Genomic DNA, 23,461 nt, shown 5'->3' with positions numbered 1-23,461 from the left:
GGTGCCGCCCCAGTTTTGGAGGAGACCATGACGTATTCAGAAACGGGCCTGACTTCCCGCCACGTGGCCGCGCTCGCGCCAATCGAGGATTACCTGCAGGGCCATATCACCGGCAAGGCCGAGTTCATGTACAAGGCGTTTGCCGCCGATGCGCGCATCGTCTCGTTCCGTGATGGCAAGCTGCATTCGCTGACGGTCGAGGAATTCGCCTCGGCGCGCTGCCCCGGCCATCCCGCGGCGGACGAGGCGCAGCGCAAGCGCTTTATCACGCAGTTCGATGTGGTGGGCAATGCCGGCGTGGCCAAGGTGGTGCTGGAGTATCCGGGCGTGACCTTCACCGACTACATGACGCTGCTGGAGATCGACGGCGTCTGGAAGATCGTCAACAAGACTTTCAGCGCCGCACCGCGCTGAAGATGGGACAGCCGCTGCGGCAAAGCGCCGCAGCGGTGCAGCCCAGGCCTGCTTTGCGGCTGCAGGCAATCCTGCCTTTGGCATCGGCCCGAAGAACATTGCCTTCATCCGCCCGCGCCCGACCACGCGCGCCACTTCGGCGATCACGCAGTCGTTGAGTTGCGGTCAGCCCGGCAGCACCGCGGTCGCTTCGATCTCGAACAACATGTTGTCCAGCGCCAGCCGCGGCACCGGGATCAGCGTGCAGGCCGGCGTCGGCTTGTCGCCCCACATCTCGCGCAGCGCCGCGCCGAAGGTGCGCAGGCGGTCGTGCGAGTGGTCGACCACCAGCACCGTGAGCTTGGCCACATCGCCCACGTCGGCGCCTGCCGCTTGCAGCGCGATGCGCAGGTTCTGCATGGCGCGTGCCACCTGGCGCGGAAAATCGAGCGGCAGGCAGCCGGCCGCGTCCTCACCGCCCTGCCCCGCGATATAGACGATGCGGGCCGGGCCTTCCACCATGGCCACATGCGAATAGCCGTTGGGCCGCGGGTCGTACAGGCCCTCGGGATTGATGAGGCTCAGCGAGGGATTGGGGCGGGCAACCGGCATGGTGGGCATTGAAGGCAGCGCGGGCATAGCGGGGGAACGCAAGGATGAGGGCGAGAACGGGAACATGGTCATCAGCTCTGTATTTGAGGCGTGGCGAACAGTGGAGTCGCAAGTATCAAACCTCAACCTAGCTTGAGGTCAAGCGCAGCCTTGGTGGTAGCATGGGCATTCCTCCGTTCCACTGGTGTCTTCCACTGCCGATGGCTTCCGCGAACAACCTCCCCTCACCGCGCCGACGCCGTGCCGCGCCTTCAGAAGAACTGCTCTCCATCGGCGAAGTCGCCGCGCGCACGGGCATTGCCGTATCCGCCCTGCATTTCTATGAATCGCGCGGCCTGATCGCCAGCACCCGCAGCGGCGGCAACCAGCGCCGCTATGCGCGTGCCGTGCTGCGGCGCCTGGCCGTGATCCGCGTGGCGCAGCGCATGGGGCTGCCGCTGGCGGTGATCTCCGATGCCATGCAGAAGCTGCCGGACGGGCGTGCGCCCACTGCGGCCGACTGGCGCCGGCTGTCGGCCAGCTGGCGCGATGACCTGGATGAACGGATCCGCACGCTCACGCAATTGCGTGACCAGCTGGATGGGTGTATCGGGTGCGGGTGTCTGTCGTTGAAGGATTGCCCGTTGCGGAATCCGCATGACGCGCTGGCCGGGGAAGGGCCAGGGCCGCATTTCCCGCCTACTGCAATGTCTGCAGGTAAGCCAGCAGATCGCTGATCTGCTTGTCGTCGCTGAGACCCCAGAAGCGCATCTTGGTGCCAGGCACGACCTTGCCGGGCGAATGGATGAAGGCACGCAGCGTGTCATGCGACCACACCACCTTTGAAGCGCGCATCGCTTCCGAATACTGGAAATCACTGGTGCCGCCCGCGGCACGGCCGAAGATGCCGTTCAGCTGCGGGCCAAAGCCTGCGCGCGCGTTGCGGCCGACGTGGTGGCACGAGGCGCAGCGCGTGGCGAACAACGCCTTGCCGGCCTGGAGATCGGCGGCGGCAGTGGCTGCGGTGGGGATGGCGGTGAAGGCGGTCAGGGCCAGCAGGACAAAGGCGGTACGGCACATGGAGCAGCTAGGGAAGGAAAGAGCTTCGGCAACGGGGTTGCATGATACAGGCGTAGCCAAGAGGTCCCGGCCCTGCAGCGGGGTTACACCACGTCACACTTGCAACACTTCGCGCGCCCCATATTACAGGCCCGCCCCCTACAGTGAGCCCATGTCCAACGCCCCTTGGGAGGCAACCATGAAACGAATCATCGCAATGGCGGTAGCAGGTGGTGCAATGCTGGTGGCCAGCGCCGGGGCGTACGCCGGTGTGAATATCGATATCGGCATCGGCGTGCCGGGCGTGGTGGTGGCCCAGCCGGCGCCGGTCTATCGTCCAGCCCCGGTCTATGCCCCTGCGCCGGTGTATGCGCCGGCTCCGGTTGCCTATGCGCCCAGCCCGGTAGTGGTGGCACCGCGCCCCGTCGTGGTGGCACCGGTCCCGGTACGCTATGACTATGACCGCGGCTATCGCAGGGACTACCACCGTGGCTACTACCGGGAAGGCTACCGCGAAGGCTATCGGGACCACCGCCGCGACTGGCGCGAGCGCGAATGGGCACACCGTCATGGCGACAATGACGGCCACGGCCACGGGCGCCGCTGGGACTGACGGGTACTGATGGGGCGGGCGCGCGGCCACGGCCGCGGTGCCCGCCTGCAAGGATTCGCCAGTCAGGCTACCCTGTCGGCAGTTTCCAGATCCGGACCGGGGCCATGCCCCTGCCCACGCCAGGAGTAGCCATGCCCCAACCCATCAAGATCGACTTCGTCTCCGACATTGCCTGCCCCTGGTGCGCCATCGGCCTGTCTTCGCTGCAACTCGCGCTGCAGCGCCTTGGCGATGCGGTGGATGCCGAAATCGTCGTGCATCCGTTTGAACTCAACCCGGGGATGCGCCCGGAGGGCGAGGCGATCGTCGACTATCTCGGCAGGAAGTACGGGCGCACCCCGGCGCAGATCGCAGAGACCCAGGCCATGATCCGTGAGCGCGGCGCCGGCGTGGGCTTTCCGTTTGGCGAGCGCACCCATGTCTACAACACCTTCGATGCCCACCGGCTGCTGCACTGGGCGGGCCTGGAAGGCAAGCAGCTGCCGCTGAAGCTGGCGCTGCTGCGCGCTTACCATGCCGACGGCAAGGACCCGAGCAATCACGAGGTGCTGGTCGAAGCCGCGCAGGCCGTTGGCCTGGATGCCGCGGCGGCGCGCAAGGTGCTGGACAGCGATGACTATGCCGATGCGGTGCGCGCGGAAATCCAGGAGTACCAGCGCATGGGCATCCAGTCGGTGCCATCGATCATCTTCAACAACCGCTACCTGGTCACCGGCGGGCAGCCGGTGGAGGCTTTCGAGCAGGCCATCCGGGAAATCGTAGCCGAGGCGCAGCAGGCGGGGAACAGTTGAGCCGCCACGCATCGGCAGGATAAAAAAAGCCCGCCCGGAACCCCGGGCGGGCAAGCACTGCCTCTCGCTCCCAATCTTTTAACGTGCCGCCGGCTTCATCCTTGCCGTCGCCGCATCCGCCGCCAGCGGCGTGCGGTTGGCCAGCCCCAGCACTACCTGCCAGGCAAACGACACCGCGCCGACGATAAACACCACATCGCCGAAGGTGCGCACCCAGCGCAGGGTCTGCAGGATGGGCTGCTGCATGAAAGCCTCGCTGCGCGCATACCAGGTGCCATGCTCGACGCTGGCCAGGAACTGGATGATGCCGATCGGCAGCAGGCTGGTGCCGATCATCAGCACCAGGCCGAGGTTCAGTCCCCAGAAGGCGGTCTTCATCAGCGTTGGGCTGAGCCGGTAGGCCGGACGCACGTAGCGCAGCACCAGCAGCGTGAAGCCCAGCGCCAGGAACCCGTACACCCCGAACAGCGCGGCATGGGCGTGCACTGGCGTGGTGTTCTGCCCCTGGATGTAGTACAGCGCGATCGGCGGGTTGATCATGAAGCCGAACACCCCGGCGCCCAGCATGTTCCAGAACGCCACCGCGACAAAGCACATCAGCGGCCACTTCAGGTCTGCCATCCATGGCGCGCGCCGCTTCAGGCTCCAGTTCTCCCAGGCCTCATGGCCCAGCACGATCAGCGGCACCACTTCCAGCGCGCTGAAGGCGGCGCCCACTGCCATCACGGGCGTGGTGGTGCCGGCAAAGTACAGGTGGTGGAAGGTGCCGGGAATCCCGCCCAGCATGAACAGCGAGGCCGAGGCCAGGCTGGCGGCCGTTGCCATCGGGCGCGACACCAGGCCCAGCGTGGAGAAGATGAAGGCCAGCGCGGTGGTGGCAAAGACTTCGAAGAACCCTTCCACCCACAGGTGCACCACCCACCAGCGCCAGTACTCCATCACCGTCAGGCTGGTGCGCTCGCCGTAGGCCAGGCCGGCGCCGTAGAACAGGCCGATTGCCACTACCGACGAGGTCAGCAGCGCCAGCAGGTTGCGGTCGGTGCCGCGCGCGCGCAGCGCCGGCAGGATGCCGCGCATCATCAGCACCAGCCAGATCAGAATGCCGGCGAACTTGCCGATCTGCCACAGGCGGCCCAGGTCGACATACTCATAGCCCTGGTGGCCCAGCCAGAAGTTCAGGTGGGCCGGCAGCTTCTGCGCGATCGCCAGGTAGTTGCCGGTGAACGAGCCCACCACCACGACCACCAGTGCCCAGAACAGGATGTCCACGCCCAGGCGCTGGTACTTCGGGTCCTTGCCGCCGTTGATCAGCGGCGCGAGGAACAGGCCCGCGGCCAGGAAGCCGGTGGCGATCCAGAACAGCGCGCTCTGGATATGCCAGGTGCGCACCAGTGCGTACGGGAACCACTGCGACACATCGATGCCGTAGAACTTCTGGCCCTCGACGGTGTAGTGCGCGGTAAAGCCGCCCAGCAACACCTGGAATACGAACAGCGCGACCACCAGGAACAGGTACTTGCCGAGCGCGCGCTGCGACGGCGTCAGCGCCACGGCCAGCAGCGGGTCGCGCGCCGGCGCCTGCGGCGGCGCTTCTTCCTTGCCGCGCAGGAAGGCCCACGCCCACACCAGGAAGCCGACCCCGGCCAGCAGCACCACCACGCTGATCACCGACCACACCACATTCTCGCTGGTGGGCTGGTTGCCGATCAGCGGCTCGTGCGGCCAGTTGTTGGTATAGGTGGCCTCATGCCCCGGGCGCGCGGTCGAAGCGGCCCACGCGGTCCAGAAGAAGAACTGTGTCAGTTGCTCGCGCCGTTCGGCGCTAGGCAGCGTGTTCTCCTTCATCGCATAGTGCTCGCGCGTGGTGTGCAGCGCCGGCGCGTCGGAGAAGAGCTGGTCGTAGTAGGCCGCGGTATTGGCGATGGCCTGCGCGCGGCGCTTGGACACGGTCAGCACGTTGGTGTCCGGATCCGTGGCATTGCCGCGATATTCGGTGCGCAGCTGTTCGCGCAGCGCGCCTTGCTCCGGCGCGGTGAGCTTGGCGAAAGGACGGCCGTAGGCGTCCTGTGCGGCCAGGTCCAGCCACGCAGTCAGCTCGCGGTGCAGCCAGTCGGCGGTCCAGTCCGGCGCCTGGTAGGCGCCATGGCCCCAGATCGAGCCGAGCTGCATGCCGCCCACGGACTGCCATGCGGTCTGGCCGTCGAGGATGTCGTCGCCGCTGAAGAGCGTGCGCCCGTCGCCCACGACAACCTTGGCCGGAATTGGCGGGGCCTGCCGGTACACCTCGACGCCGTAGTAGCCGAGCAGGGAGAACGTGACCGCCAGCACGGCGATCAGCAGGAACCAGAGTCTGCGGTAGGAACCCATGATGCGAAGTCGTTGGTTATGGTGGCGGGAGAGCTCAGGCGTGCGTCGAGCAACCGCAGCCAGTGGCTTGCGCGGCGGCGGGCGCCGTGGCGATCTCGAACAGCACGTTGTTTTCCAGGTGGATGTGTTCCATCAGGTCTTCGCGCAGCGTGCGCAGGCCCAGGTAGAGCGCGCGCCAGGTATTGCAGGCCGCGCGCGGCAGCGTGATGTCGTTGGTCAGCGCCGCCAGCCGCTGCAAGGCCACGCCGTGGTCGTCATGCTCGGCCCGCATCACCGTGATCGGCCGGCCCGCGGCAGCATGCAGGCCGCGCGACAACATCGGGAACAGCACCTGCTCTTCCTTCTGCATATGCGTTTCCAGCTCGCCCAGCATCTCGCTCAGGTGATCGGCCAGGCCAAGCGGGCAATCGGGCCGGTCACCGTGCACCTGCTCGACGCGCCGCGCCAGGCGGATCAGCTCGGGCAACTGCTCGCGATGGCGCGCATGGAAGCGCGTGAGGATATGGTCGATCAGCTCGGCCGGCACCGCCGTGTTCCAGTCCTGCGCCGACGGCCCTTCGTCCTGCAGCGCGCGCAGTTGGGCGTCGATGGTGCCGACGGCAGCCGCATCGAGACCCTTTTGCTGCGCGGCGTCGCGCAGGGTCTGCTTGCCTCCGCAGCAGAAGTCCAGCCCGTAGTCGTGGAAGATCCGGGTGGCACCAGGGATCAGGCGGGCCAGTTGGCCAAGCGAGTGGTCCTGCAAGGTCATGATGGTTGCTCCATGTGTAAGTTATGCCTGCACGACTTACGCGAGGAGCGTGCCTGAAAAAAACCTATCCGGATCAATGGGTTGAAACACTGACGGTAATTAATACCCTATACTTCTCGCGGTACTTATCACCCTGACGGTATTTTTAACCATGCTACCGAGCGCGATGTATCCCGAGTTGCTGGCCGACCTTGTCACCGACCTGCCGCATGCGGTGCGCCTGCAGCGGCTGGTCAGCATGCTGCGCACGCATTTCCGCTGTGGCGCGGTGGCGCTGCTGCGGCTGGAAGAAGACCACCTGCGCCCGGTTGCGGTCGATGGCCTGGTGCGCGATGCGCTGGGCCGGCGCTTTGCGGTCGGCCTGCACCCGCGCCTGGCCGCGATCCTGGCGCGGCGCGGGGTGACCTGCTTCCATCACGACAGCATGCTGCCCGACCCATACGACGGCCTGATCGACGAGCACGTCGGCGAGCCGCTGCCGGTGCACGACTGCATGGGCACCAGCCTGGCCGTGGACGGCCAGCCCTGGGGCGCGCTGACGCTGGATGCGCTGGCGATCGGCACCTTCGATGCCGCGGCCCAGGCCGAGCTGCAGCGGCTGACGGTGATCGTGGAAGCGGCCATCCGCACCACCCGGCTGGAAGGCGAGATCCGCGCACTGCAGCTGGCACGCGGCACGCCCGAGGCCGACGAAGGCACGGCCCAGCATGGCGACATCGGCGGCGAGATCATCGGCCAGAGCGAGGCCATCGCCAACCTGCTGCATGAGCTCGAAGTGGTGGCCGATACCGACCTGCCGGTGCTGCTGCTGGGCGAAACCGGCGTGGGCAAGGAGCTGTTCGCGCACCGGCTGCACCGCCAGTCGCGCCGGCGCGCGCAGCCGCTGGTGCATGTCAACTGCGCGGCGCTGCCGGAGTCGCTGGCTGAAAGCGAGCTGTTCGGCCACGCGCGCGGCGCGTTCTCGGGCGCGACCGGCGAGCGCCCGGGACGCTTCGAGGCCGCCGACGGCGGCACCCTCTTCCTCGATGAAGTCGGCGAACTGCCGCTGGCGATCCAGGCCAAGCTGCTGCGCACGCTGCAGAACGGCGAGATCCAGCGGCTGGGCTCGGACCGCCCGCGCCGCGTCAACGTGCGCGTGATTGCCGCGACCAACCGCAACCTGCGCGAGCATGTGCGCGACGGCTCCTTCCGCGCCGACCTGTACCACCGCCTGTCGGTCTACCCGATCCCGATCCCGCCGCTGCGCGAGCGCGGCAACGACGTGCTGCTGCTGGCCGGGCGCTTCCTGGAGCTGAACCGCGCGCGCCTGGGGCTGCGCAGCCTGCGGCTGTCAGGCGGTGCGCAGGCTGCGCTGCGCAGCTACCGCTGGCCCGGCAACGTGCGCGAGCTGGAGCATGTGATCAGCCGCGCGGCGCTGCGTGCCGTCAGCCGCGGCGCGGGCCGCAATGACATCGTGACGCTGGAGCCTGAACTGCTCGACCTCGACGGACTGGAAGTGCCCGCGGCACACCATGCCGGCGCCGGCATGGCCAGCGCGTTCGCCGCCCCGGCGCTTGCCGCAGGCATCACCCTGCGCGACGCGGTCGAGCAAACCCAGCGCGCCTGCATCGAACAGGCATTGAAGGACCAGGGCGGCAATTGGGCGCAGGCAGCGCGCCAGCTGGGTATCGATGCCAGCAACCTGCATAAGCTGGCCAGGCGGCTGGGGTGCAAGTAATTGACACACTAGGGTGCCAGGATGCCGGCATGGCGATGCGCGCCGTTACCGCATAAGCTAGTCCGGGTGTGCCGCCGCCCGCATCGCGGCATCGCCGTGTGCAGCAACTGCCGCCCCGCTGCGCGCACGCCCCACCACCGGAGATCCCCGTGATGATGACCGCAACGCAAGTCTTCTGGCCGCTCGGCTTCTGGCCGTTTCCCACCTTCTTCTCCGGCGCGCACCAGGTCGAGGCCATGCAGGCCGACCTGGCGGACAACTGGCGCCGCATGGCCGAGCTCAACCTGGAGTTCGCCCGCACCATGTATGAAGAATTGCAGTTCGATGCCATGGGCTCGATCCTCGCGCCGCAGCCAGAGGCCTTCTACGCGCGCGAGATTGCCTGCGAGCTGCCGCTGATCGGCGGCCCGCTGCACTATGCGTCGGCCATGCTGGAACTGTACGCGCGGACCCAGCAGAAGTGGATCGATGGCTGGGGCCACCTGCTGACGCGGGGCCTGATGCCTGACTGGCAAGGCATGCAAAAGGACGTCACCGACGTCCCCTTCTGGCTGGTCCGCGAAACCCCGCGGCCGGCATGACCCGGCCGCCCCCGCCTTGCGCCGTCGCGGCGATCATCCCGATCGGTTCGCCCGGCGCCAGGTAGTGGCGCGCGCGCGCCCCTTGCCTGCCACCTGTTGCATCGGCGCACCCACTGCCAAGCCAGCCGCGCAGCCCGGTATCATGCTGGCTGACGAGATCGCGGATCGCCGGAACCAACGCCCGGGTCTCGGGACGCGCTCCGCCTTCAATGCCCTCATATTCCCTGGTTCTCCTGCTTACCGTCGCCGTGGTCGCCTGCATCGGCATGGCCATCGCCACCTGGCCGCGGCGCGACGATCCGACCGTCCAGGCGTTCCTGGTGCTGGCATTCGGCGCGGCGACCTGGAGCGGCGGCCGCCTGCTCGAGATCAGCTCCACGGACCTGGAAGGGCGCATCCTGTGGGCCAAGATCCAGTACCTCGGGATCGTCGCCGTGCCGATCGGCTGGCTGGTGGCGATGGTGCACCTGAGCCGCCCGCGCTATGTGGTGCCCTGGTCCAGGCTGTGGCTGCCCGTGCTGGTGGCGGTGGTCACTGTGGTGATGGTCTTCACCAACGAGCGCCACCGGCTGATCTGGCCGCGCATCACGCTGATGCCTCCCGGCGTATTGCCGGGCGCGGTGTTCGACCACGGCATCGGCTATGCCGCGGTGGCGGCCTGGTCGTACCTGCTGCTGGGGGTGAGCCTGTATTTCCTGGTGACGGCTGAAGTGCCCAATGGGGCCTTGTCGCGGCGGGGCCGCGCCATCCTGGCGTCGGGCCTGGCCCTGCCCCTGGTTGCCAATGTCGCCTACCTCAACCGCTGGACCGGGCCGCTGGGCGGGGACCTGACGCCGGCGACGTTCTCGCTGATGGCGGTGCTGGTCTGGTTCTGCGCGCTGCGCACGCACCTTGACGATATCGGCCACTACGCCCGCCTGCGGGTGTTCGATGCCCTCAGCGAGGGCTGCGTGATCGTCGACAGCCACGGCGTCATCGTCGAATTCAACCCGGCCGCCGCGCAGCTTTGGCCGGCCCTGCGCCGCGGCGACCCCCTGCCCTCCGGCTGGGAAGCCGCGCTGCAGCACTCGCCTGCCGACACTGCCAAGCTCGCAGCCACGCCCTTCGTGCCGCCGGGCGCGCCCTTCGAGCTCACTGTGGAAGGGGTTGCCCGCCTGGACGGCAGGCAGATCGGCAGCCTGCTGTTTTTGCGCGACATCAGCCGCTTCCAGTCGCGCGAGCTGGCCCTGACCGCACGGCTCGGCCAGACCGAGGAACAGTTGTGGCAGGTGCAGGCCGACCTGGACATCGACGCCCTGACCGGCATCCGCAACCGGCGCTACTTCCAGCGCGAGTCGATCGCGGCCGTGACCCGGGCGTGCGAGCGCAACCAGGCGCTGGGCCTGCTGATCCTGGATGTGGACCAGTTCAAGCAATACAACGACCTGCATGGCCACGTGGCCGGCGACGACTGCCTGCGGCAGATTGCCGGCGCCCTGGCCCGCACGCTGTCCGGCGAGCAGTTCTGCGCCCGTCTGGGCGGCGAGGAATTCGCGGCGGTGCTGCCCGGCGCCACGCGTGAAGAGACCCGTGACGTGGCGCGCCGCATGGTGGCCGTTGTGCGCGATCTCGGCATCGCGCACAACGGCACGCCGGTGCAGCCGGTGGTCACCATCAGCGTGGGCGCGGTCTGGACCGTGCCGGAAGCGCCGCGGCTGGAGCCGCTGCTGCACCGCGCCGACAGCGCGATGTACCGGGCCAAGCGCGCGGGACGCAACCGCTTCATGCTGGACGGCGACGCCTGAGCGGTACGGCTACGACGCCGCACCTGCCCGCCCCACGGTGGCGCCGTGCAAGGCCACCAGCCGCGCCGCCGCCTGGCTGACCCATGCGGGCCGCGGCGCGGCGTCGAGCCAGTACTTGACCTCCAGGCCCAGCGCGGTATCGCCGCTGATCACCAGCCGGCGCTGGAAGAACAGCGTGTCGGTATCGGCCTCGCCGCCCAGCAGGCGCAGGTAGTCGACCGCGCAGGCGCGCAGCGTCAGCTCAGGCTCGGCGTCCGCTGCCGCGGCACGAAAGCGCCCGCCTTCGCAGCGGAACGGCACGGCCAGCCCAAGGTCCTGCACCGTCAGCAGGAAGGCGTGTCCGTCCAGTGCGGCCGGTGGCTCCAGCCATCCCGCCCGGCGCGCCAGCTCCAGCGCCGCCACCAGCGGCAGCGCCCTGGCACGGGCGGGCATGCGCCGGTGCACGCCCGCGATCAGCTTGTGCAGCGCGCTCATGCCCGGGCCTCCCAGGCGATGCCCGCGCTGCCGTGCCAGTAGCCGTTGCAGGGCTGGGCGCCGGCCGGGGTGATGCCGCTGCCAGCGGGTGCCTGTTCACCAGCACGAATCGCCGCGAGCTGTTGCACCACCTGCAGCGTGCCGGATGAGTGCGGACTCACACGCAGCATCCCCACGCCCATGCGCGCCATCGCCAACGCCTCTGCGCACAGGTCCAGGCAGGTGGCGCTCTGCGTCTGCACGCCGTTGAGCGTGAAGAACGCCTGCCCCTCGCCGGTGGCGGCCACCAGGCCGTCGGGATAATCCATGCAGCGGAACTCGCAACTGTCCTTGCGCAGGCGATGGTGGCGCGCCGTAAAGCAGCGCGCCGAGAACGCCAGCGGCAGCCGGCCCCAGACAAAGGCTTCCAGGCGCATGCCGGTGGGGCGCGCCGCTGCCAGCGCGGCCAGCGTTCCGCCATCCATCTCCACCGGCGCGACGCAGCCGGCCGCGCCCAGCCCGGCCAGCCACGCCAGCGTATCGGCGTGGTAGACATTGAGGTGGGGGCCGCCGACAAAGGGCCGCCCTGCCATGCAGCGCACCGCGCCCAGATCGTTGGCCTCGACCAGGTAGTCGTCCTGCGCGCAGGCGCGCCGCATCCAGGCGATATCGGTGTCGGACTCCACCAGCACCGGCGTCGACAGCACCACCTCCTTGCCGGCATCGCGCAGCATCTGCGCAATCTCCAGCCATTGCGCATGGCGGACTTCATGGCGGCGCGTACAGACGGTCTCGCCGAGATAGACGCGGTCGACCGGCGCATCGGCGACCGACGCATAGAACTGCATCACGGCCTCGCGCCGCCAGTAGTACAGCAGTGGGCCCAGGGCGATGCCGAAGTCGGGCATCGCTATGGTTTGCGGCATCGCGGCCGCGGCAATCTCTGGCATGGGAAGCTCCGTCATGGCCGGTTCAAGGCAGATCGATGTCATGGGTGTCACCGCCACGGCCGGTCGTAGGCGCCTTGCGTGACCTGGTCGCCTTCGGCATGGCGCCCCAGCGTGCTCTGCCACTCTTGCCGCGGCACGAAGCGCGCCGGATCGGCGCAGGCCGCGTCGATGGCCGCGCGCAGCACGCCGACCACATCGCCCACATAGCGCGGGCTGCGCTGCCGGCCTTCGATCTTGATGGCAGCGATGCCCATGTCGATCAGCGCCGGCAGCAGCGACAGCGCATTGAGGCTGGTGGGCTCTTCCAGCACGTAGCCGCGCTCGCCCTCCACCTCGAAGCGGCCCTTGCACAGCGTGGGATAGCCGGCCGGCTCGCCCGGCGCATAGCTGTCGATCAGGATGCCCGACAGCCGCGCCTGCATGGTCCCGTCCTGCTCGGTCCAGCGCACCGCGTGCGCGGGCGAGCAGACGCCCTTGTTGTTGGGCGAATCGCCGGTGGCGTAGGAGGACAGCAGGCAGCGCCCCTCGGCCATCACGCACAGGCTGCCGAAGCCGAACACCTCCAGCTCCACGCTGGTCTGGCGCGCCAGCTTGCCGATCTGCGCCAGCGACAGCACGCGCGGCAGCACCACGCGGCGGATATGGAAGCGCTCGCGCATCAGCTCGATGGCGTCGGCATGCGTGGCCGAACCCTGCACCGACAGGTGCAGCCGCAACCCCGGATGGCGCTCGCACGCATAGCCCATCAGGCCGGCGTCGGCCATGATGACCGCGTCGGCGCCAAGGTCCGCCGCCGCATCGACCGCGCGCTGCCATTGGGCCACCGCGCCCATCTGGGCAAAGGTGTTGATCGCGAACAGCACCTCGGCGCCGCGCGCGTGGGCTTCGGCCACGCCGGTGCGGATGTCGGCCTCGGTAAAGTTCAGGCCGCCGAAGTTGCGCGCGTTGGTGGCATCGCGCAGGCCCAGGTAGACCGCGTCGGCGCCGTGCTGCAGCGCCATGCGCAGGGCCGCCAGCGAACCGGCGGGCGCAACGAGCTGGGGCCGGCGCGGCACGTTCGCCGCGGTGGATGGGGCTGGGGAGACAGGGGTCATCGGTGATGGCGCCGGCGGCGGCGCGAAGATGAAGACAGCGGCCGATGCTAGCCAAGCGCTTGCAGCAGGGGCTTGACCGCGCGCAAACCCACGCCAACGGCACACCGCCCGCGTTGGCCTATGCCGGTTGGCGTAGGCCGATGGCAGGCCACCACCGCGCGCTTGACCTGCGGCAAACGCCGGCCCGTGCCGCTGTGCCACGCTTGCCCGGTCATCCACGCGGCTGGCCGCATGCCGGCCCCGCGCCCATCCTCTTCCGGAGATTTTATGAATCAACCCTGGCTCAAGCTGGCCGGCCGCCGCCTGCTGCCCATCGTGCAGGGCGGCATGGGCATCGGCATCTCGGCCCACCGGCTGGCCGGCGCCGTCGCGCGCGAGAACGGCGTCGGCACCATCGCCAGCATCGACCTGCGCCACCACCACCCCGACCTGATGGAACGCACCCGCGGCAGCCGTGACAAGCCCGCCATCGAAGCCGCCAACCTCGAAGCGCTGGATCGCGAGATCCGTGCCGCGCGCACGGCGTCCGAGGGCCGCGGGCTGATCGCCGTCAACGTGATGAAGGCGGTGGGCTCGCACGCCGCGCTGGTGCGGCAATCCTGCGAAAGCGGCGCCGATGCCATCGTCATGGGCGCCGGCCTGCCGCTGGACCTGCCCGAGCTGACCGCCAGCCACCCCAGGGTGGCGCTGATCCCGATCCTGTCCGAGGCGCGCGGCATCGGCCTGGTGCTGCGCCGCTGGATGAAGAAGGGCCGCCTGCCCGATGCCATCGTGGTCGAGCATCCGGCGCATGCCGGCGGCCACCTGGGCGCGGCCACCATCCAGGACCTGTCAGAGCCGCGCTTCTCGTTTTCGCGCGTGCTGGCCGAATGCCGCGAGCTGTTTGCGCAGCTCGGGCTGGCCTGGGACAGCATTCCGCTGATCCTGGCCGGCGGCATCGACAGCCATGCCAAGGTGCGCCACTGGCTGGGCGAGGGCGCCGCCGCGGTGCAGCTGGGCACGGCCTTCGCCGTGACCGAGGAATGCGATGCCCACCCGGCCTTCAAGCAGGTGCTGGCCACGGCGCGGCCCGAGACCCTGCGCGAGTTCACCAGCGTGGCCGGGCTGCCCGCGCGCGCGGTGCTGACGCCGTGGCTGTCGCGCTACCTGTCGAGCGAGTCGCGGTTGCAGCGCCGCGCCAAGCCGCGTGAATGCCTGGAGGGCTTCGACTGCCTGCAGGCGTGCGGGCTGCGCGACGGCATTGCCCGCATCGGCCAGTTCTGCATCGACCTGAAGCTGGCGCAGGCCGTGCGCGGCGACGTGGAGCGCGGCCTGTTCTTCCGCGGCCGGGGTGCGCTGCCCTTCGGCGAGGCGATCCGGCCGGTGGCGGAGCTGATGCATTACCTGTTGACGGGGGAAAAGCCTGCGGGGCTGACCCAAGCCCCGACACCAGCCTGACGCATGCCTGTCGTGCGTGCCGTAGCCAACGCCGCGCGAACAAGGCTCCCCTCGCCCGCTTGCGGGAGAGGGGTGGGGGAGAGGGCCGGAGTGTCTACGAAGTGAGGCGCGTCGGTATGCCGGCGCCTGCCCTCTCCCCCGGCCCCTCTCCCGCAGGCGGGAGAGGGGAGCAAACCGGCGGCATGGAAACCTTGTCAGCAATGCGCGGCGGTAATCCGCCGCGCTTCCTCATCTCCCGCATGCATCGCAACGCTCCCAGCAGTTGCCACCCCAGCCACGCATTGGCACCCGCCAGCAGCACGCCGCCAGCGCGGGCCAGCGGCGCCGGCGCCAGCGGCACCGCCAGCAGCAGGACGTAGGCAGCCAGCAGCAGCCATGCCTGCCGCCGTTGCCGGCCCGGCACGATGATGGCCTGCATGGCCGGCACCCGCGCGCGCGGCGGCAGCAGCCGGCGCAGGTGCAGCCAGGCCAGGAACGGCACGATCTTGCCGAGCATGGCCGTGACCGGCAGCACGCCCACGCCGACCAGCGCCATGGTGCCGGCCCACCATGCCAGCGGCAGCCCGGCGGCGGGCAGCACCACGGCCGCCGCCCCCAGCAGCGCCGCGCCTGCCATGCTGGCGCATGCCACCGGCCAGAGCAGCCACAGCGGATCATGGCGCCGCCGCGCGCACAGCGTGCCGGCCAGCCCGCATGCGCCCACCACCGCCACGAACGCCAGCCACACGAGCAGCACGCCATGCGCCAGTGCCCGGTGATCCGGCCACAGCATTGCCGCGGCGCTGAACAGCGCCAGCGGCAACCAGTGCGCCATGGGCAGCCAGCGCCCGATCGCCGCCGGCAGGCGCGGCGACTGCCAGAACATCGGCAGCACGGTGGTGGCCACGCCGGTCACCAGCGCGGCCAGCCAGCCGCCCAGCGCCCACGCCATATGCAGGCCGAGCCAGCGCGCCACCGGCACGCGCCACCAGCCGCCGAAGGCGCCGGCCAGCACCATGCCGCACAGCACCGCGACCATCAGCGGCGCGCCGATGCCGGCAAGGGTGCGCGTGGTGGCATCCACTGCGGCCACGCGCCGGCCCGCAGCCAGCAGAATGGCGCCGGCCAGCAACAGGATCACCGCCACGGCCGCCGCCGCCTGCATCGCCACAGGTTCGCCGCCGAGCAGGCCGATGGCCAGGGCGGTGGCCACGCCCGCGCCGGCCGCGGCCATGAACGGCGCAAGCAGCCCCGCACCCGGCACGGCCACGCCGGCCACCACCGGCATCATCTGGAACAGCGCGCCCACCATGACCGGCAGCAGCATGCCCAGCGCCAGCACATGGACCGCCACCAGCGCCAGTGGCGCAAAGCGGTCCGGCAAGCCGCCGGGGGGACCGGCAGCAAGCAATACCCCGGCCGCGGCGCCAAGCCACGGCGCCGGCATCAGGCAGCCGAACACCACTGCCAGGCGCGGGGCGCGTTCATAGTCGAAACTGGCTGCCTTCACGCCTCGCCTCTCCTCATCAATGTTGACCGGATGCTAGGCCAGGGCAAGTCGTGTGGATTTGACCGCAGCCAAGTCCGACGATGTATCCCCGCGCCATGCGGTGGGAGCGATATGTCACGACGTGACAGGCCTGGTGTGTGGGCGGCATTCCCCGCAATTGACAAGCCGATGCGCCGCCGGCCGCACATACCAGACGCCGAAGCCGGGTTTTCTTGATCTTGCGCAGGAAGCCCCGCGTGCTGCGCAGGGAAAATTGCCCTCGATGCCAGCGCGCAGCCATGCACGCGCCGGCCGCCGGGCCACCACCCGGCTTCCCCCGACTGGTAGCCCCCGATACCGCCATGTTCCGAACCGATCCTCCAGCCGCCAGCGCCGCGGCGGACTCCCGCGCTGCCGGCCTGCCGGCGCTGCGCGACCGCCTCTCCACCCGCATCATCTCGCTCTCGCTGGCCGTGCTGCTGGTGGTGCTGGGCATGATTGCCGGCACGCTGTGGCTGTCATGGAAGCTGGAAGGCGCGGGTGCCGCCATCAATGACGCCGGCAGCCTGCGCATGCGCGCCAACCGCGTGGCGATCGAACTGACGCTGGCACAGGCAGGCCAGGACAATGCACTGGCCGAGCAGGTGCAGGCGCTGGACGCCACGCTGGCCCTGCTCAGGAAAGGCGACGCGGCGCGCCCGCTGTTCCTGCCGGACGAACCCGCCATCCATGCCCAGATGACCCGCGTCACGCAGGGCTGGCAACAACGGCTGCGCCCGCTGGCGGTAGCCGGAACGGGCGACGCCGCCGCCCCGGCACGCTATATCGCCGCACTGCCCGGCTTCGTCGCGCAGGCCGATCGCCTGGTCGGCATGATCGAGCATGACAGCGCGCGCAAGACCGACTGGCTGCGCTTGTCGCAGATCGCGCTGGCGGCAATGGCCTGCGTCGGCACCGTGGCCGTGATCTACCTGCTCTACCTGTGGATCATCCTGCCGGTGCTGCGGCTGCAGGACGGCCTGCGGCGCATGGCCGCGCGCGAGTTCTCGCTGCGCCTGCCGGTGGAAAGCCGCGACGAGTTCGGCACCCTCAGCGAAGGCTTCAACCGCATGGCTGGCGAACTGCAGGGGCTGTACCACGACCTGGAGACGCGCGTGGCGCAGAAGACCGCCGAGCTGGAACGCCAGAACCGCGACCTGGAGACGCTCTACGACATGGCCGCCTTCCTGAACCAGGCCGCCGATGCCGAGGCCATGGCGCGCGGCTTCCTGGAACGCGTGATGCGCCAGTTCGATGCCGATGGCGGCAGCGTGCGCGTGCTGGACAGCCGCCACGGCAGGATGCACCTGCTGGCAGCCGCCGGCCTGCCGGCGGCGCTGGCCGAATCCGAATCCTGCGCGGCGGCCAACGCCTGCCATTGCGGCGACGCCACGCGCGAGGCCGTGGTCGCCATCGTCGACCTGCGCGCGGCGCAGCGCCAGGGCGCCGCAGGGGATGTCACGCCCTGCAGCCGCAACGGCTTCCAGTCGCTGGCGGCCTTCCGCATCGAAAGCCAGCGCGGCGCCACCGGCGTGTTCGCGCTGCACTTCCGCACGCCGCGCGCGCTGCCCCCGTCAGACCGCCAGATGCTGGAAACACTGGGCCAGCACCTTGGCACCGCGCTGGAACACCTGCGCCTGTCCGCGACCGCGCGCCAGCTGGCGGTGGTGGAAGAGCGCAACCTGGTGGCGCAGGGCCTGCACGACAGCATTGCCCAGGGCCTGAACTACCTGAACCTGCAGGTGCAGCTGCTGGACGCCGCGGTCGAGCGCGACGACCTGGCCGAGACCCGCGAGATCGTGCCGATGCTGCGCCACGGCGTGGAAGAGAGCTACCAGGATGTGCGCGAACTGCTGAACAACTTCCGCTCGCGGCTCGGCACCGGCGAGCTGCGACCGGCGGTGGAAGAGACCGTGGGCCGCTTCCGGCGCCAGTGCCGCACCGAGGCCACGCTCGCCATTGACGAGAGCGGCGGCGCCTGGCCGCTGGCGCCGGAGCAGCAGCTGCAGGTGCTGTTCATCCTGCAGGAGGCGCTCTCCAATGTGCGCAAGCACGCCATGGCGGGGCACGTGGCGGTGGCACTCAGCCACGGCCGCGATTTCCGGCTGGTGGTGCAGGACGACGGCGAGGGCTTCGATCCGGAAGAAATCGCCACGCGCGCCGAAGCACATATCGGCCTGAACATCATGCGCGAGCGCGCGGCGCGGCTGGGGGCGCAGCTGCACGTGCAGGCCCGCCCCGGCCACGGCGTGCGCATCGAACTGGTGCTGCCCGCCGGCCGCTCTTCCGGCGCCCGCGAGTTCGCCGACACCCGCCCCGCCCCCACGACCACCGAGACCCAGCCATGACCATCCGCATCCTGCTGATCGACGACCACACCCTGTTCCGCTCCGGCATCCGTGCGCTGCTGCAGCGGCAGGCCGACTTCGAGATCGTCGACGAAGCCGCCGACGGCGTGGAAGGCATCAAGCGCGCCAAGCAGCACCGTCCCGACGTGATCCTGCTGGACCTGAACATGCCCGGCCTGTCCGGCCTGGAAGCCCTGCAGCTGCTGGTGGAAGACCTGCCGCAGACCGCCGTGATCGTGCTGACCGTGTCCGAGGAAGCCGAGGAACTGGCCGCCGCGCTGCGCGGCGGCGCGCGCGGCTACCTGATCAAGAATATCGAGACCGAGGCGCTGATCGCCTGCATCCGCCGTGCCGCGGCCGGCGAGCCGGTCATCTCCGACAGCATGACCGCCAAGCTGGTGGCCCAGTTCCGCGCTCCGGCACCGGTGGCCGCGGCGCGCCAGGACGAAGCGCCGCGGCTGACCGCGCGCGAGCGCGAGATCGTGCAGGGCCTGGCGCGCGGCGAAAGCAACAAGGAGATCGCGCGCGACCTGGGCGTGGCGGAAAGCACGGTGAAGATCCACGTGCAGAACATCCTGAAGAAGCTGAACCTGGCCAGCCGCGTGCAGGTGGCCGTCTATGCCGTCGAGCACGGGCTGAACGCAGCGTGCTGAACGCGGCGCAGTGTCCGCCACCACAGCCCTGCATGTTGCGCGCCCGACACCCCAACGTCGTCCGATTCCTACAGCGATTTCAGCCCTAGTCCGGGGGGACGCCGGCGCCCCCTGATCTAGGCTGAACTGTAAGCAGTTGGCTCTCCGAGGCCACCCCGGTCCGGAAGCCCGGCTTGCCAGATCCACAACAAGGAGCACGCCATGGGAATCGGCACCCTTCTCCTGATCATCCTGATCCTGCTGCTGATCGGCGCACTGCCGGCCTGGCCCTACAGTTCCGGCTGGGGCTACTGGCCTAGCGGCGGCCTGGGCCTGATCGTCCTGATCGTGGTGCTGCTCGTGGTGCTTGGCCGGATCTAGCGTTCCCGGCCAGCCTGCGGGCAACGCACGCCGGCTGGCGCACGCAGCGGCGCCAGCGCGGGGCTACCCTTGTCGCTGCCGCGCCGGCGCCCTATAACGAAGCGCGGGCGTGTGCCACCGCATCGCCCGGTTCCTTCCCCCATTTGCAAGGAGACCCAGATGCCAGCCAAATCCAAGGCGCAACAGCAGGCCGCGGGAGCGGCGCTCTCCGCAAAGCGCGGCGAAAAGAAGGCCGGATCGCTCAAGGGACCTTCCCGCTCGATGTATAAATCGATGAGCGAAAAGGAACTCGACAAGATGGCTTCGACCAAGACCAAGGGCATGCCGAAGCACAAGTCAGACAGTTGATCCGGGACCAGCGTCAGCGATGCTGCCGGGTTGCTCCCCTCTCCCACCTGCGGGAGAGGGGAGCACCCAAGCGGTCTGCCAGGCTGCCTGCCTATCTGGCACCGCCCTTCTTTCCCCCGACCCTCCCCCTCACCGGCCCGCCGCAATAGCCGGGCAAACGTCTTGCGCGGGCGCTGCGCGCCAGCCGGATCGACTCCGCCAGCGCCAGCCCGAATCCCGCAACGCTGCCGAGGTCCTGTTCCACCCGCTCGCGCAGGAAGGCGGCCCAGGAGAAATCGCCGGCAGCGCTGCCAGGCTTGCGGCAGGCCCCGGCCTCGCGCGCAAAGGCAGCCAGGCTGCGATAGGGATCGTCGCGCATGCCCCGCACAGTGGGCGGCAGCGCCTTCGGGCCCAGCAGCTGGCCGTGCTCGTCATAGGGATGGACATGGCCGAGACGGCGCATCCGTTTCCAGAACGCCGACGGGCTCAGGCGGCTGAAGTCATGCAGCACGCGCACGGGTGCCTGCTCGTAGCCGAGATCCAGCCACGCCCGCGCCCAGTGATGGTGATCGATGATATAGAGGCTGCCGCCCGGCCCGGCCACGGTCTTGACGCGATGGCGGCGCATGAAGCGCCGCAGCGCCGCGTGGTCGTCCGGGTTCGCGTGGCGCTGCGTGACATCCATCTTGTAGCTGACGTGGGCATAACCGAGCGTCAGCTGGGTCGGGCGCAGGCGAGCCAGTTCGGCAACGGCGTTGCCTCGCGCGCTGCGCGGCGTGCCTGGTTCAGCGCTGCCGGCCGCGGCAGCGCGGCGCTCAGTCGTTCTCGGCACGCTTCTGGTCGACGAAGTGCTCAAGCTCGCTGCCCGGGTCTTCGTTGCCGGTGCTCTCTTCGGCAACCGCCTCGCGTGCGAGCGGGCGTGGCCAGTACTCACCCTCGCCGCCGCGTATGGGCTCGCCGTGGCGGGCGGGATTGAAATCCGTCCACTGGCCGCATTCCCAGTTGCCTTGCGCGCATTCCAGCGCGCTCGCCCCGGCTTCACGCAGCACGTCCACGGCAACGGAATCGAGGCCGTTGTTGACGCATGCCGCCAGCATGACGCGGTCCACCGCGCCGCTTTCCGGCGTACTGTCCGGCCCCACCGACATGATGGATACGTCCCACACGGAGAAGCCGCGCGAGAACAGGGTACGTGCCACGTCTTCGGCGCTGGCAATCGAATCGAAACGTCCGGCTACGATCGATGACATGATGACTGACTCCCATGATGGTGGCGCTGGTCATGACTGCTGTCATCCACATTGCAAGAGCCACGCCTGCGCCTGCTGTGCGGCACGCCGCGCGCACGGCCTGCATGGCGCGCACGCCGGCGTGCAATATTTGCAAAGGCGGCCCCGGAACTACATGCCCCGCCCTGGCGCCTCAGCCGTTGACGACCTCGCCGCCGTTGATGTGCAGGATCTGCCCGGTGATATAGCTGGCCGCGTCGGATGCCAGGAAAACAAAGCCCGCCGCCACCTCGAACGGTTGTCCCGGGCGCCCCATCGGCGTCTTCTTGCCAAATTCGGCCACTTCCTCCGCGGTGAAGGTCGACGGGATCAGCGGTGTCCAGATCGGGCCCGGCGCAACGCCGTTGACACGGATGCCGCGCTCGACCACCTGCAGCGCCAGGGAGCGCGTGAAAGACACGATCGCACCCTTGGTGGCGGAATAATCCAGCAGGTGCTTGCTGCCGCGATACGCGGTCACCGAAGTGGTGTTCAGTATCGACGCGCCCGACTTCAGGTGCGGCAGCACCGCGCGCGTCAGGTGGAACATCGCAAACACATTGGTGCGGAAGGTGGCCTCCACCTGGCTGGCGTCGACCTCTTCCAGCGAGGCCTTGGGGTGTTGCTCGGCGGCGTTGTTGACCAGGATGTCGAGCTTGCCGTACTGCTGCAACGCCTGTCGCGCCACGGCCTCGGCATGCGCGCGGTCAGCGAGGTCGCCGGCGATCGCCAGGCATTTGCGGCCCGCCCCCTCAACCAGCTCGACGGTCTCGCGCGCATCGGCATGCTCATCGAGATAGGCGATGGCGACATCGGCGCCTTCACGCGCAAAGGCCACCGCAATGGCCCGGCCGATGCCGCTGTCGCCGCCGGTGATCAGCGCCGCGCGCCCGCGCAGCCGGCCGCTGCCGACATAGTCGTCGGCGCCGCTGTCCGGCTGCGGCCGCATGGCGGACTCCAGGCCAGGTTGGCGCGACTGGTGCTGGGGCGGGATGCTGGTCGGTGTGGACATAGCTGGCTCCTGTCTGCGCGGCCGCATCGCGGCCCTTGCAGGTGCCGCGCAAATTCCATGCCGCAAACGGCGAGCCCGGGCCACGCCGCGGCAGCCGCGTCGCGGCCGCGGCGTGGCCCGGGCTGACACGCCGCCCGTAACCCTTACATTGCCCGGCAATCCTTACAGCGCCCCGGGCGGCCAGCCCGCCTGGCCCCGCGCACGCGTCGGGGCACGGATATTGCGGCCATTGCAGGCATGAACGTCACCGGCCCGGCGCGCCTGCGGCAGTTGCCGCACGGGCCCGCCGCACCAGGCAGTGCGGCGGAAGACGCCCGGGCCCCACAGCCAGGAGGCAACCATGTTCAACTTCCGCAACGAGCGCAGCCGCAGCGGCCCCCGCAGCGGCAGCGAAACGCAGCGCCGCGAGCGCGGCCCGGCGCAACGGACGCGCGACCAGGGCCGGGGCAGCGGCTCGGAGGACTGGGGACAGGAATGGGGCGAGGACTGGCGCGGCGACAGCAGCGGCCAATCCGCGCCTCCGGGCCGCGAACGCGAGTCCGAGCGCCATGGCGGCCCGTGGTACCAGCAGGACACGCCTGCCGGCCAACGCCGCGGCAGTTGGGGCGAACAGGGCTATGGCGCTGCCGACACGGGCGGCACCGGCCATCCGTACAGCAGCGGCTACGGTGGCTACCGGCCGGCCCCGCAGGACAGCGGCTATCGCAGCGAAGAACGCGAATCGGGCTATGGCTACCGCGATGAAGACCGCTTCGGCCCGCGCGGACGCCGCAGCGAACTCAGCGATGAGAATGACCCGCGCCAGCCTGGCCGCGGTTGGCACGGTGGTGAAGAAGAATGGGGTGAACGCGGCGGCCGCGCCATGCACTGGCGCGAAGGCATGGAACGCGACCGCGCGCAGCGCGCCGGGCAGCCGAGCTATGGCGGCGGCTATTTTGGCGATGCCGGCAGCGGTGGCCAGTCGTACAGTGGCGGCCAGCGTGTGTACCCGGATGATCCGGGCTACCGGCGCCACGCGCCCTATACGGCGCAAGCGGGAGCGCCAGGCGGCCAGCGCGCCGGGCGCCGTCCGGTCGGCCCCAAGGGCTACCGCCGCGCCGATGAGCGCGTGCGCGAGGATGTGTGCGAACGTCTGGCGATGAACCCCTATGTCGATGTCCACGACGTCAGCGTGGAAGTGGCCAACGGCGTGGTGACGCTGGACGGCACCGTGCGCGAGCGCCGCGAGAAGTACGTGATCGAGGACATTGCCGATGCCGTGTTCGGCGTCACCGAGGTGAACAATCACCTGCGCGTGCAGCGCCAGCCAGGCGCCGCGTGGGCGGCGGGCTCCGAGGTCGGCGGCGACGATGCGGCCGGCACCGATGCTTCGGGGATCTCGCCCGAGCGCACGCTGAACAAGAGTTGA

Annotated in this window: 24 protein-coding genes; 13 read left to right on the top strand and 11 right to left on the bottom strand. The window is 69.5% G+C overall.

Annotated features, from left to right (window positions below; translation table 11 throughout):
• Positions 1 to 27 precede the first annotated feature (27 nt).
• Complete coding sequence (locus AC3WLE_RS08505; RefSeq protein WP_010810825.1) at positions 28 to 414, top strand: nuclear transport factor 2 family protein; 387 nt, start codon at positions 28 to 30, stop codon at positions 412 to 414.
• Positions 415 to 579: 165 nt separating this feature from the next.
• On the opposite strand, the gene AC3WLE_RS08500 is transcribed toward AC3WLE_RS08505, so the two are convergent.
• Positions 580 to 1,005: a RidA family protein gene (locus AC3WLE_RS08500; RefSeq protein WP_018315435.1), complete on the bottom strand. Its 426-nt coding sequence runs from the start codon at positions 1,003 to 1,005 to the stop codon at positions 580 to 582.
• Between the two features lie 200 nt (positions 1,006 to 1,205).
• Between AC3WLE_RS08500 and soxR the strand changes: the two genes are divergently transcribed.
• Positions 1,206 to 1,721: a redox-sensitive transcriptional activator SoxR gene (gene soxR, locus AC3WLE_RS08495; protein ID WP_492318354.1), complete on the top strand. Its 516-nt coding sequence runs from the start codon at positions 1,206 to 1,208 to the stop codon at positions 1,719 to 1,721.
• Here soxR and AC3WLE_RS08490 read toward each other — a convergent pair.
• Complete coding sequence (locus AC3WLE_RS08490) at positions 1,684 to 2,064, bottom strand: c-type cytochrome (RefSeq protein WP_492356736.1); 381 nt, start codon at positions 2,062 to 2,064, stop codon at positions 1,684 to 1,686. The genes soxR and AC3WLE_RS08490 overlap by 38 nt on opposite strands.
• 178 nt (positions 2,065 to 2,242) lie before the next feature.
• On the opposite strand from AC3WLE_RS08490, the gene AC3WLE_RS08485 reads away from it, so the two are divergent.
• On the top strand, positions 2,243 to 2,656 hold the full coding sequence (locus AC3WLE_RS08485; RefSeq protein WP_492318352.1) for a hypothetical protein: 414 nt from the start codon (positions 2,243 to 2,245) through the stop codon (positions 2,654 to 2,656).
• 131 nt (positions 2,657 to 2,787) lie between these two features.
• Positions 2,788 to 3,447: a DsbA family oxidoreductase gene (locus AC3WLE_RS08480; protein ID WP_436224698.1), complete on the top strand. Its 660-nt coding sequence runs from the start codon at positions 2,788 to 2,790 to the stop codon at positions 3,445 to 3,447.
• Between the two features lie 78 nt (positions 3,448 to 3,525).
• On the opposite strand, the gene AC3WLE_RS08475 is transcribed toward AC3WLE_RS08480, so the two are convergent.
• Positions 3,526 to 5,814, bottom strand: coding sequence for a nitric-oxide reductase large subunit (locus AC3WLE_RS08475; protein WP_492356737.1), 2,289 nt, complete (start codon positions 5,812 to 5,814; stop codon positions 3,526 to 3,528).
• A gap of 34 nt (positions 5,815 to 5,848) precedes the next feature.
• Positions 5,849 to 6,562 carry an iron-sulfur cluster repair protein YtfE gene (gene ytfE / locus AC3WLE_RS08470; RefSeq protein ID WP_492356738.1) on the bottom strand — a complete coding sequence of 238 codons (714 nt, stop codon included), beginning with the start codon at positions 6,560 to 6,562 and terminating at the stop codon, positions 5,849 to 5,851.
• A gap of 151 nt (positions 6,563 to 6,713) precedes the next feature.
• Between ytfE and norR the strand changes: the two genes are divergently transcribed.
• The 3 genes from norR (at position 6,714) to AC3WLE_RS08455 (ending at position 10,644) form a co-directional block, all read left to right on the top strand.
• Positions 6,714 to 8,279, top strand: a complete 1,566-nt coding sequence (norR, locus tag AC3WLE_RS08465; RefSeq protein ID WP_492318348.1) for a nitric oxide reductase transcriptional regulator NorR — start codon at positions 6,714 to 6,716, stop codon at positions 8,277 to 8,279.
• A gap of 152 nt (positions 8,280 to 8,431) precedes the next feature.
• The gene (locus AC3WLE_RS08460) at positions 8,432 to 8,860 is read left to right on the top strand and encodes a polyhydroxyalkanoate granule-associated phasin (protein ID WP_492318454.1); all 429 of its coding nucleotides are present in this window, start codon (positions 8,432 to 8,434) and stop codon (positions 8,858 to 8,860) included.
• 209 nt (positions 8,861 to 9,069) lie between these two features.
• Positions 9,070 to 10,644: a histidine kinase N-terminal 7TM domain-containing protein gene (locus AC3WLE_RS08455; protein ID WP_492318347.1), complete on the top strand. Its 1,575-nt coding sequence runs from the start codon at positions 9,070 to 9,072 to the stop codon at positions 10,642 to 10,644.
• A gap of 9 nt (positions 10,645 to 10,653) precedes the next feature.
• Here AC3WLE_RS08455 and ubiT read toward each other — a convergent pair whose 3' ends face one another.
• Genes ubiT through ubiU form a run of 3 tightly spaced genes read right to left on the bottom strand, consistent with a single transcriptional unit; the run spans position 10,654 to position 13,141 of the window.
• On the bottom strand, positions 10,654 to 11,118 hold the full coding sequence (gene ubiT / locus AC3WLE_RS08450) for a ubiquinone anaerobic biosynthesis accessory factor UbiT (RefSeq protein WP_010810646.1): 465 nt from the start codon (positions 11,116 to 11,118) through the stop codon (positions 10,654 to 10,656).
• On the bottom strand, positions 11,115 to 12,047 hold the full coding sequence (locus AC3WLE_RS08445; protein WP_492353112.1) for a U32 family peptidase: 933 nt from the start codon (positions 12,045 to 12,047) through the stop codon (positions 11,115 to 11,117). Before AC3WLE_RS08445 ends, ubiT begins: the two co-directional genes overlap by 4 nt.
• A 47-nt stretch (positions 12,048 to 12,094) precedes the next feature.
• The gene (ubiU, locus tag AC3WLE_RS08440) at positions 12,095 to 13,141 is read right to left on the bottom strand and encodes a ubiquinone anaerobic biosynthesis protein UbiU (RefSeq protein ID WP_492353113.1); all 1,047 of its coding nucleotides are present in this window, start codon (positions 13,139 to 13,141) and stop codon (positions 12,095 to 12,097) included.
• Between the two features lie 267 nt (positions 13,142 to 13,408).
• Here ubiU and AC3WLE_RS08435 point away from each other — a divergent pair, with 267 nt between their 5' ends.
• Positions 13,409 to 14,578 (top strand): NAD(P)H-dependent flavin oxidoreductase, encoded by a 1,170-nt coding sequence (locus AC3WLE_RS08435; RefSeq protein WP_492318344.1) that lies wholly within the window; start codon positions 13,409 to 13,411, stop codon positions 14,576 to 14,578.
• 94 nt (positions 14,579 to 14,672) lie between these two features.
• Here the strand turns inward: AC3WLE_RS08435 and AC3WLE_RS08430 are convergent, their stop codons facing one another.
• The gene (locus AC3WLE_RS08430) at positions 14,673 to 16,067 is read right to left on the bottom strand and encodes a hypothetical protein (protein WP_492356739.1); all 1,395 of its coding nucleotides are present in this window, start codon (positions 16,065 to 16,067) and stop codon (positions 14,673 to 14,675) included.
• Positions 16,068 to 16,408: 341 nt separating this feature from the next.
• Between AC3WLE_RS08430 and AC3WLE_RS08425 the strand changes: the two genes are divergently transcribed.
• The 4 genes from AC3WLE_RS08425 to AC3WLE_RS08410 all read left to right on the top strand — a co-directional run bounded on the left by AC3WLE_RS08425 (position 16,409) and on the right by AC3WLE_RS08410 (position 19,794).
• Complete coding sequence (locus tag AC3WLE_RS08425; protein ID WP_492356740.1) at positions 16,409 to 18,433, top strand: type IV pili methyl-accepting chemotaxis transducer N-terminal domain-containing protein; 2,025 nt, start codon at positions 16,409 to 16,411, stop codon at positions 18,431 to 18,433.
• Positions 18,430 to 19,086, top strand: a complete 657-nt coding sequence (locus tag AC3WLE_RS08420; protein WP_492356741.1) for a response regulator — start codon at positions 18,430 to 18,432, stop codon at positions 19,084 to 19,086. Before AC3WLE_RS08425 ends, AC3WLE_RS08420 begins: the two co-directional genes overlap by 4 nt.
• 201 nt (positions 19,087 to 19,287) lie before the next feature.
• The gene (locus AC3WLE_RS08415; protein ID WP_492356742.1) at positions 19,288 to 19,446 is read left to right on the top strand and encodes a DUF3309 family protein; all 159 of its coding nucleotides are present in this window, start codon (positions 19,288 to 19,290) and stop codon (positions 19,444 to 19,446) included.
• Between the two features lie 159 nt (positions 19,447 to 19,605).
• Positions 19,606 to 19,794, top strand: a complete 189-nt coding sequence (locus AC3WLE_RS08410; RefSeq protein WP_010810654.1) for a DUF3008 family protein — start codon at positions 19,606 to 19,608, stop codon at positions 19,792 to 19,794.
• A gap of 91 nt (positions 19,795 to 19,885) precedes the next feature.
• On the opposite strand, the gene AC3WLE_RS08405 is transcribed toward AC3WLE_RS08410, so the two are convergent.
• From AC3WLE_RS08405 to AC3WLE_RS08395, 3 genes are all read right to left on the bottom strand, one after another.
• Positions 19,886 to 20,605, bottom strand: a complete 720-nt coding sequence (locus AC3WLE_RS08405; RefSeq protein ID WP_492353439.1) for a ParB-like protein — start codon at positions 20,603 to 20,605, stop codon at positions 19,886 to 19,888.
• The gene (locus AC3WLE_RS08400; protein ID WP_492353438.1) at positions 20,589 to 21,023 is read right to left on the bottom strand and encodes a hypothetical protein; all 435 of its coding nucleotides are present in this window, start codon (positions 21,021 to 21,023) and stop codon (positions 20,589 to 20,591) included. The genes AC3WLE_RS08405 and AC3WLE_RS08400 overlap by 17 nt, the downstream gene beginning before the upstream one ends.
• A gap of 172 nt (positions 21,024 to 21,195) precedes the next feature.
• The gene (locus AC3WLE_RS08395) at positions 21,196 to 22,053 is read right to left on the bottom strand and encodes an SDR family oxidoreductase (protein WP_058697358.1); all 858 of its coding nucleotides are present in this window, start codon (positions 22,051 to 22,053) and stop codon (positions 21,196 to 21,198) included.
• Positions 22,054 to 22,393: 340 nt separating this feature from the next.
• On the opposite strand from AC3WLE_RS08395, the gene AC3WLE_RS08390 reads away from it, so the two are divergent.
• Entirely contained in the window at positions 22,394 to 23,461 is a 1,068-nt protein-coding gene (locus AC3WLE_RS08390; RefSeq protein ID WP_492353436.1) for a BON domain-containing protein, read from the top strand.

The organism is Cupriavidus sp. FW306-1B-F12B (assembly GCF_058781795.1).
Note: the sequence above shows the minus strand (reverse complement) of the source record. Positions and strands in the feature narration are given on the sequence as shown.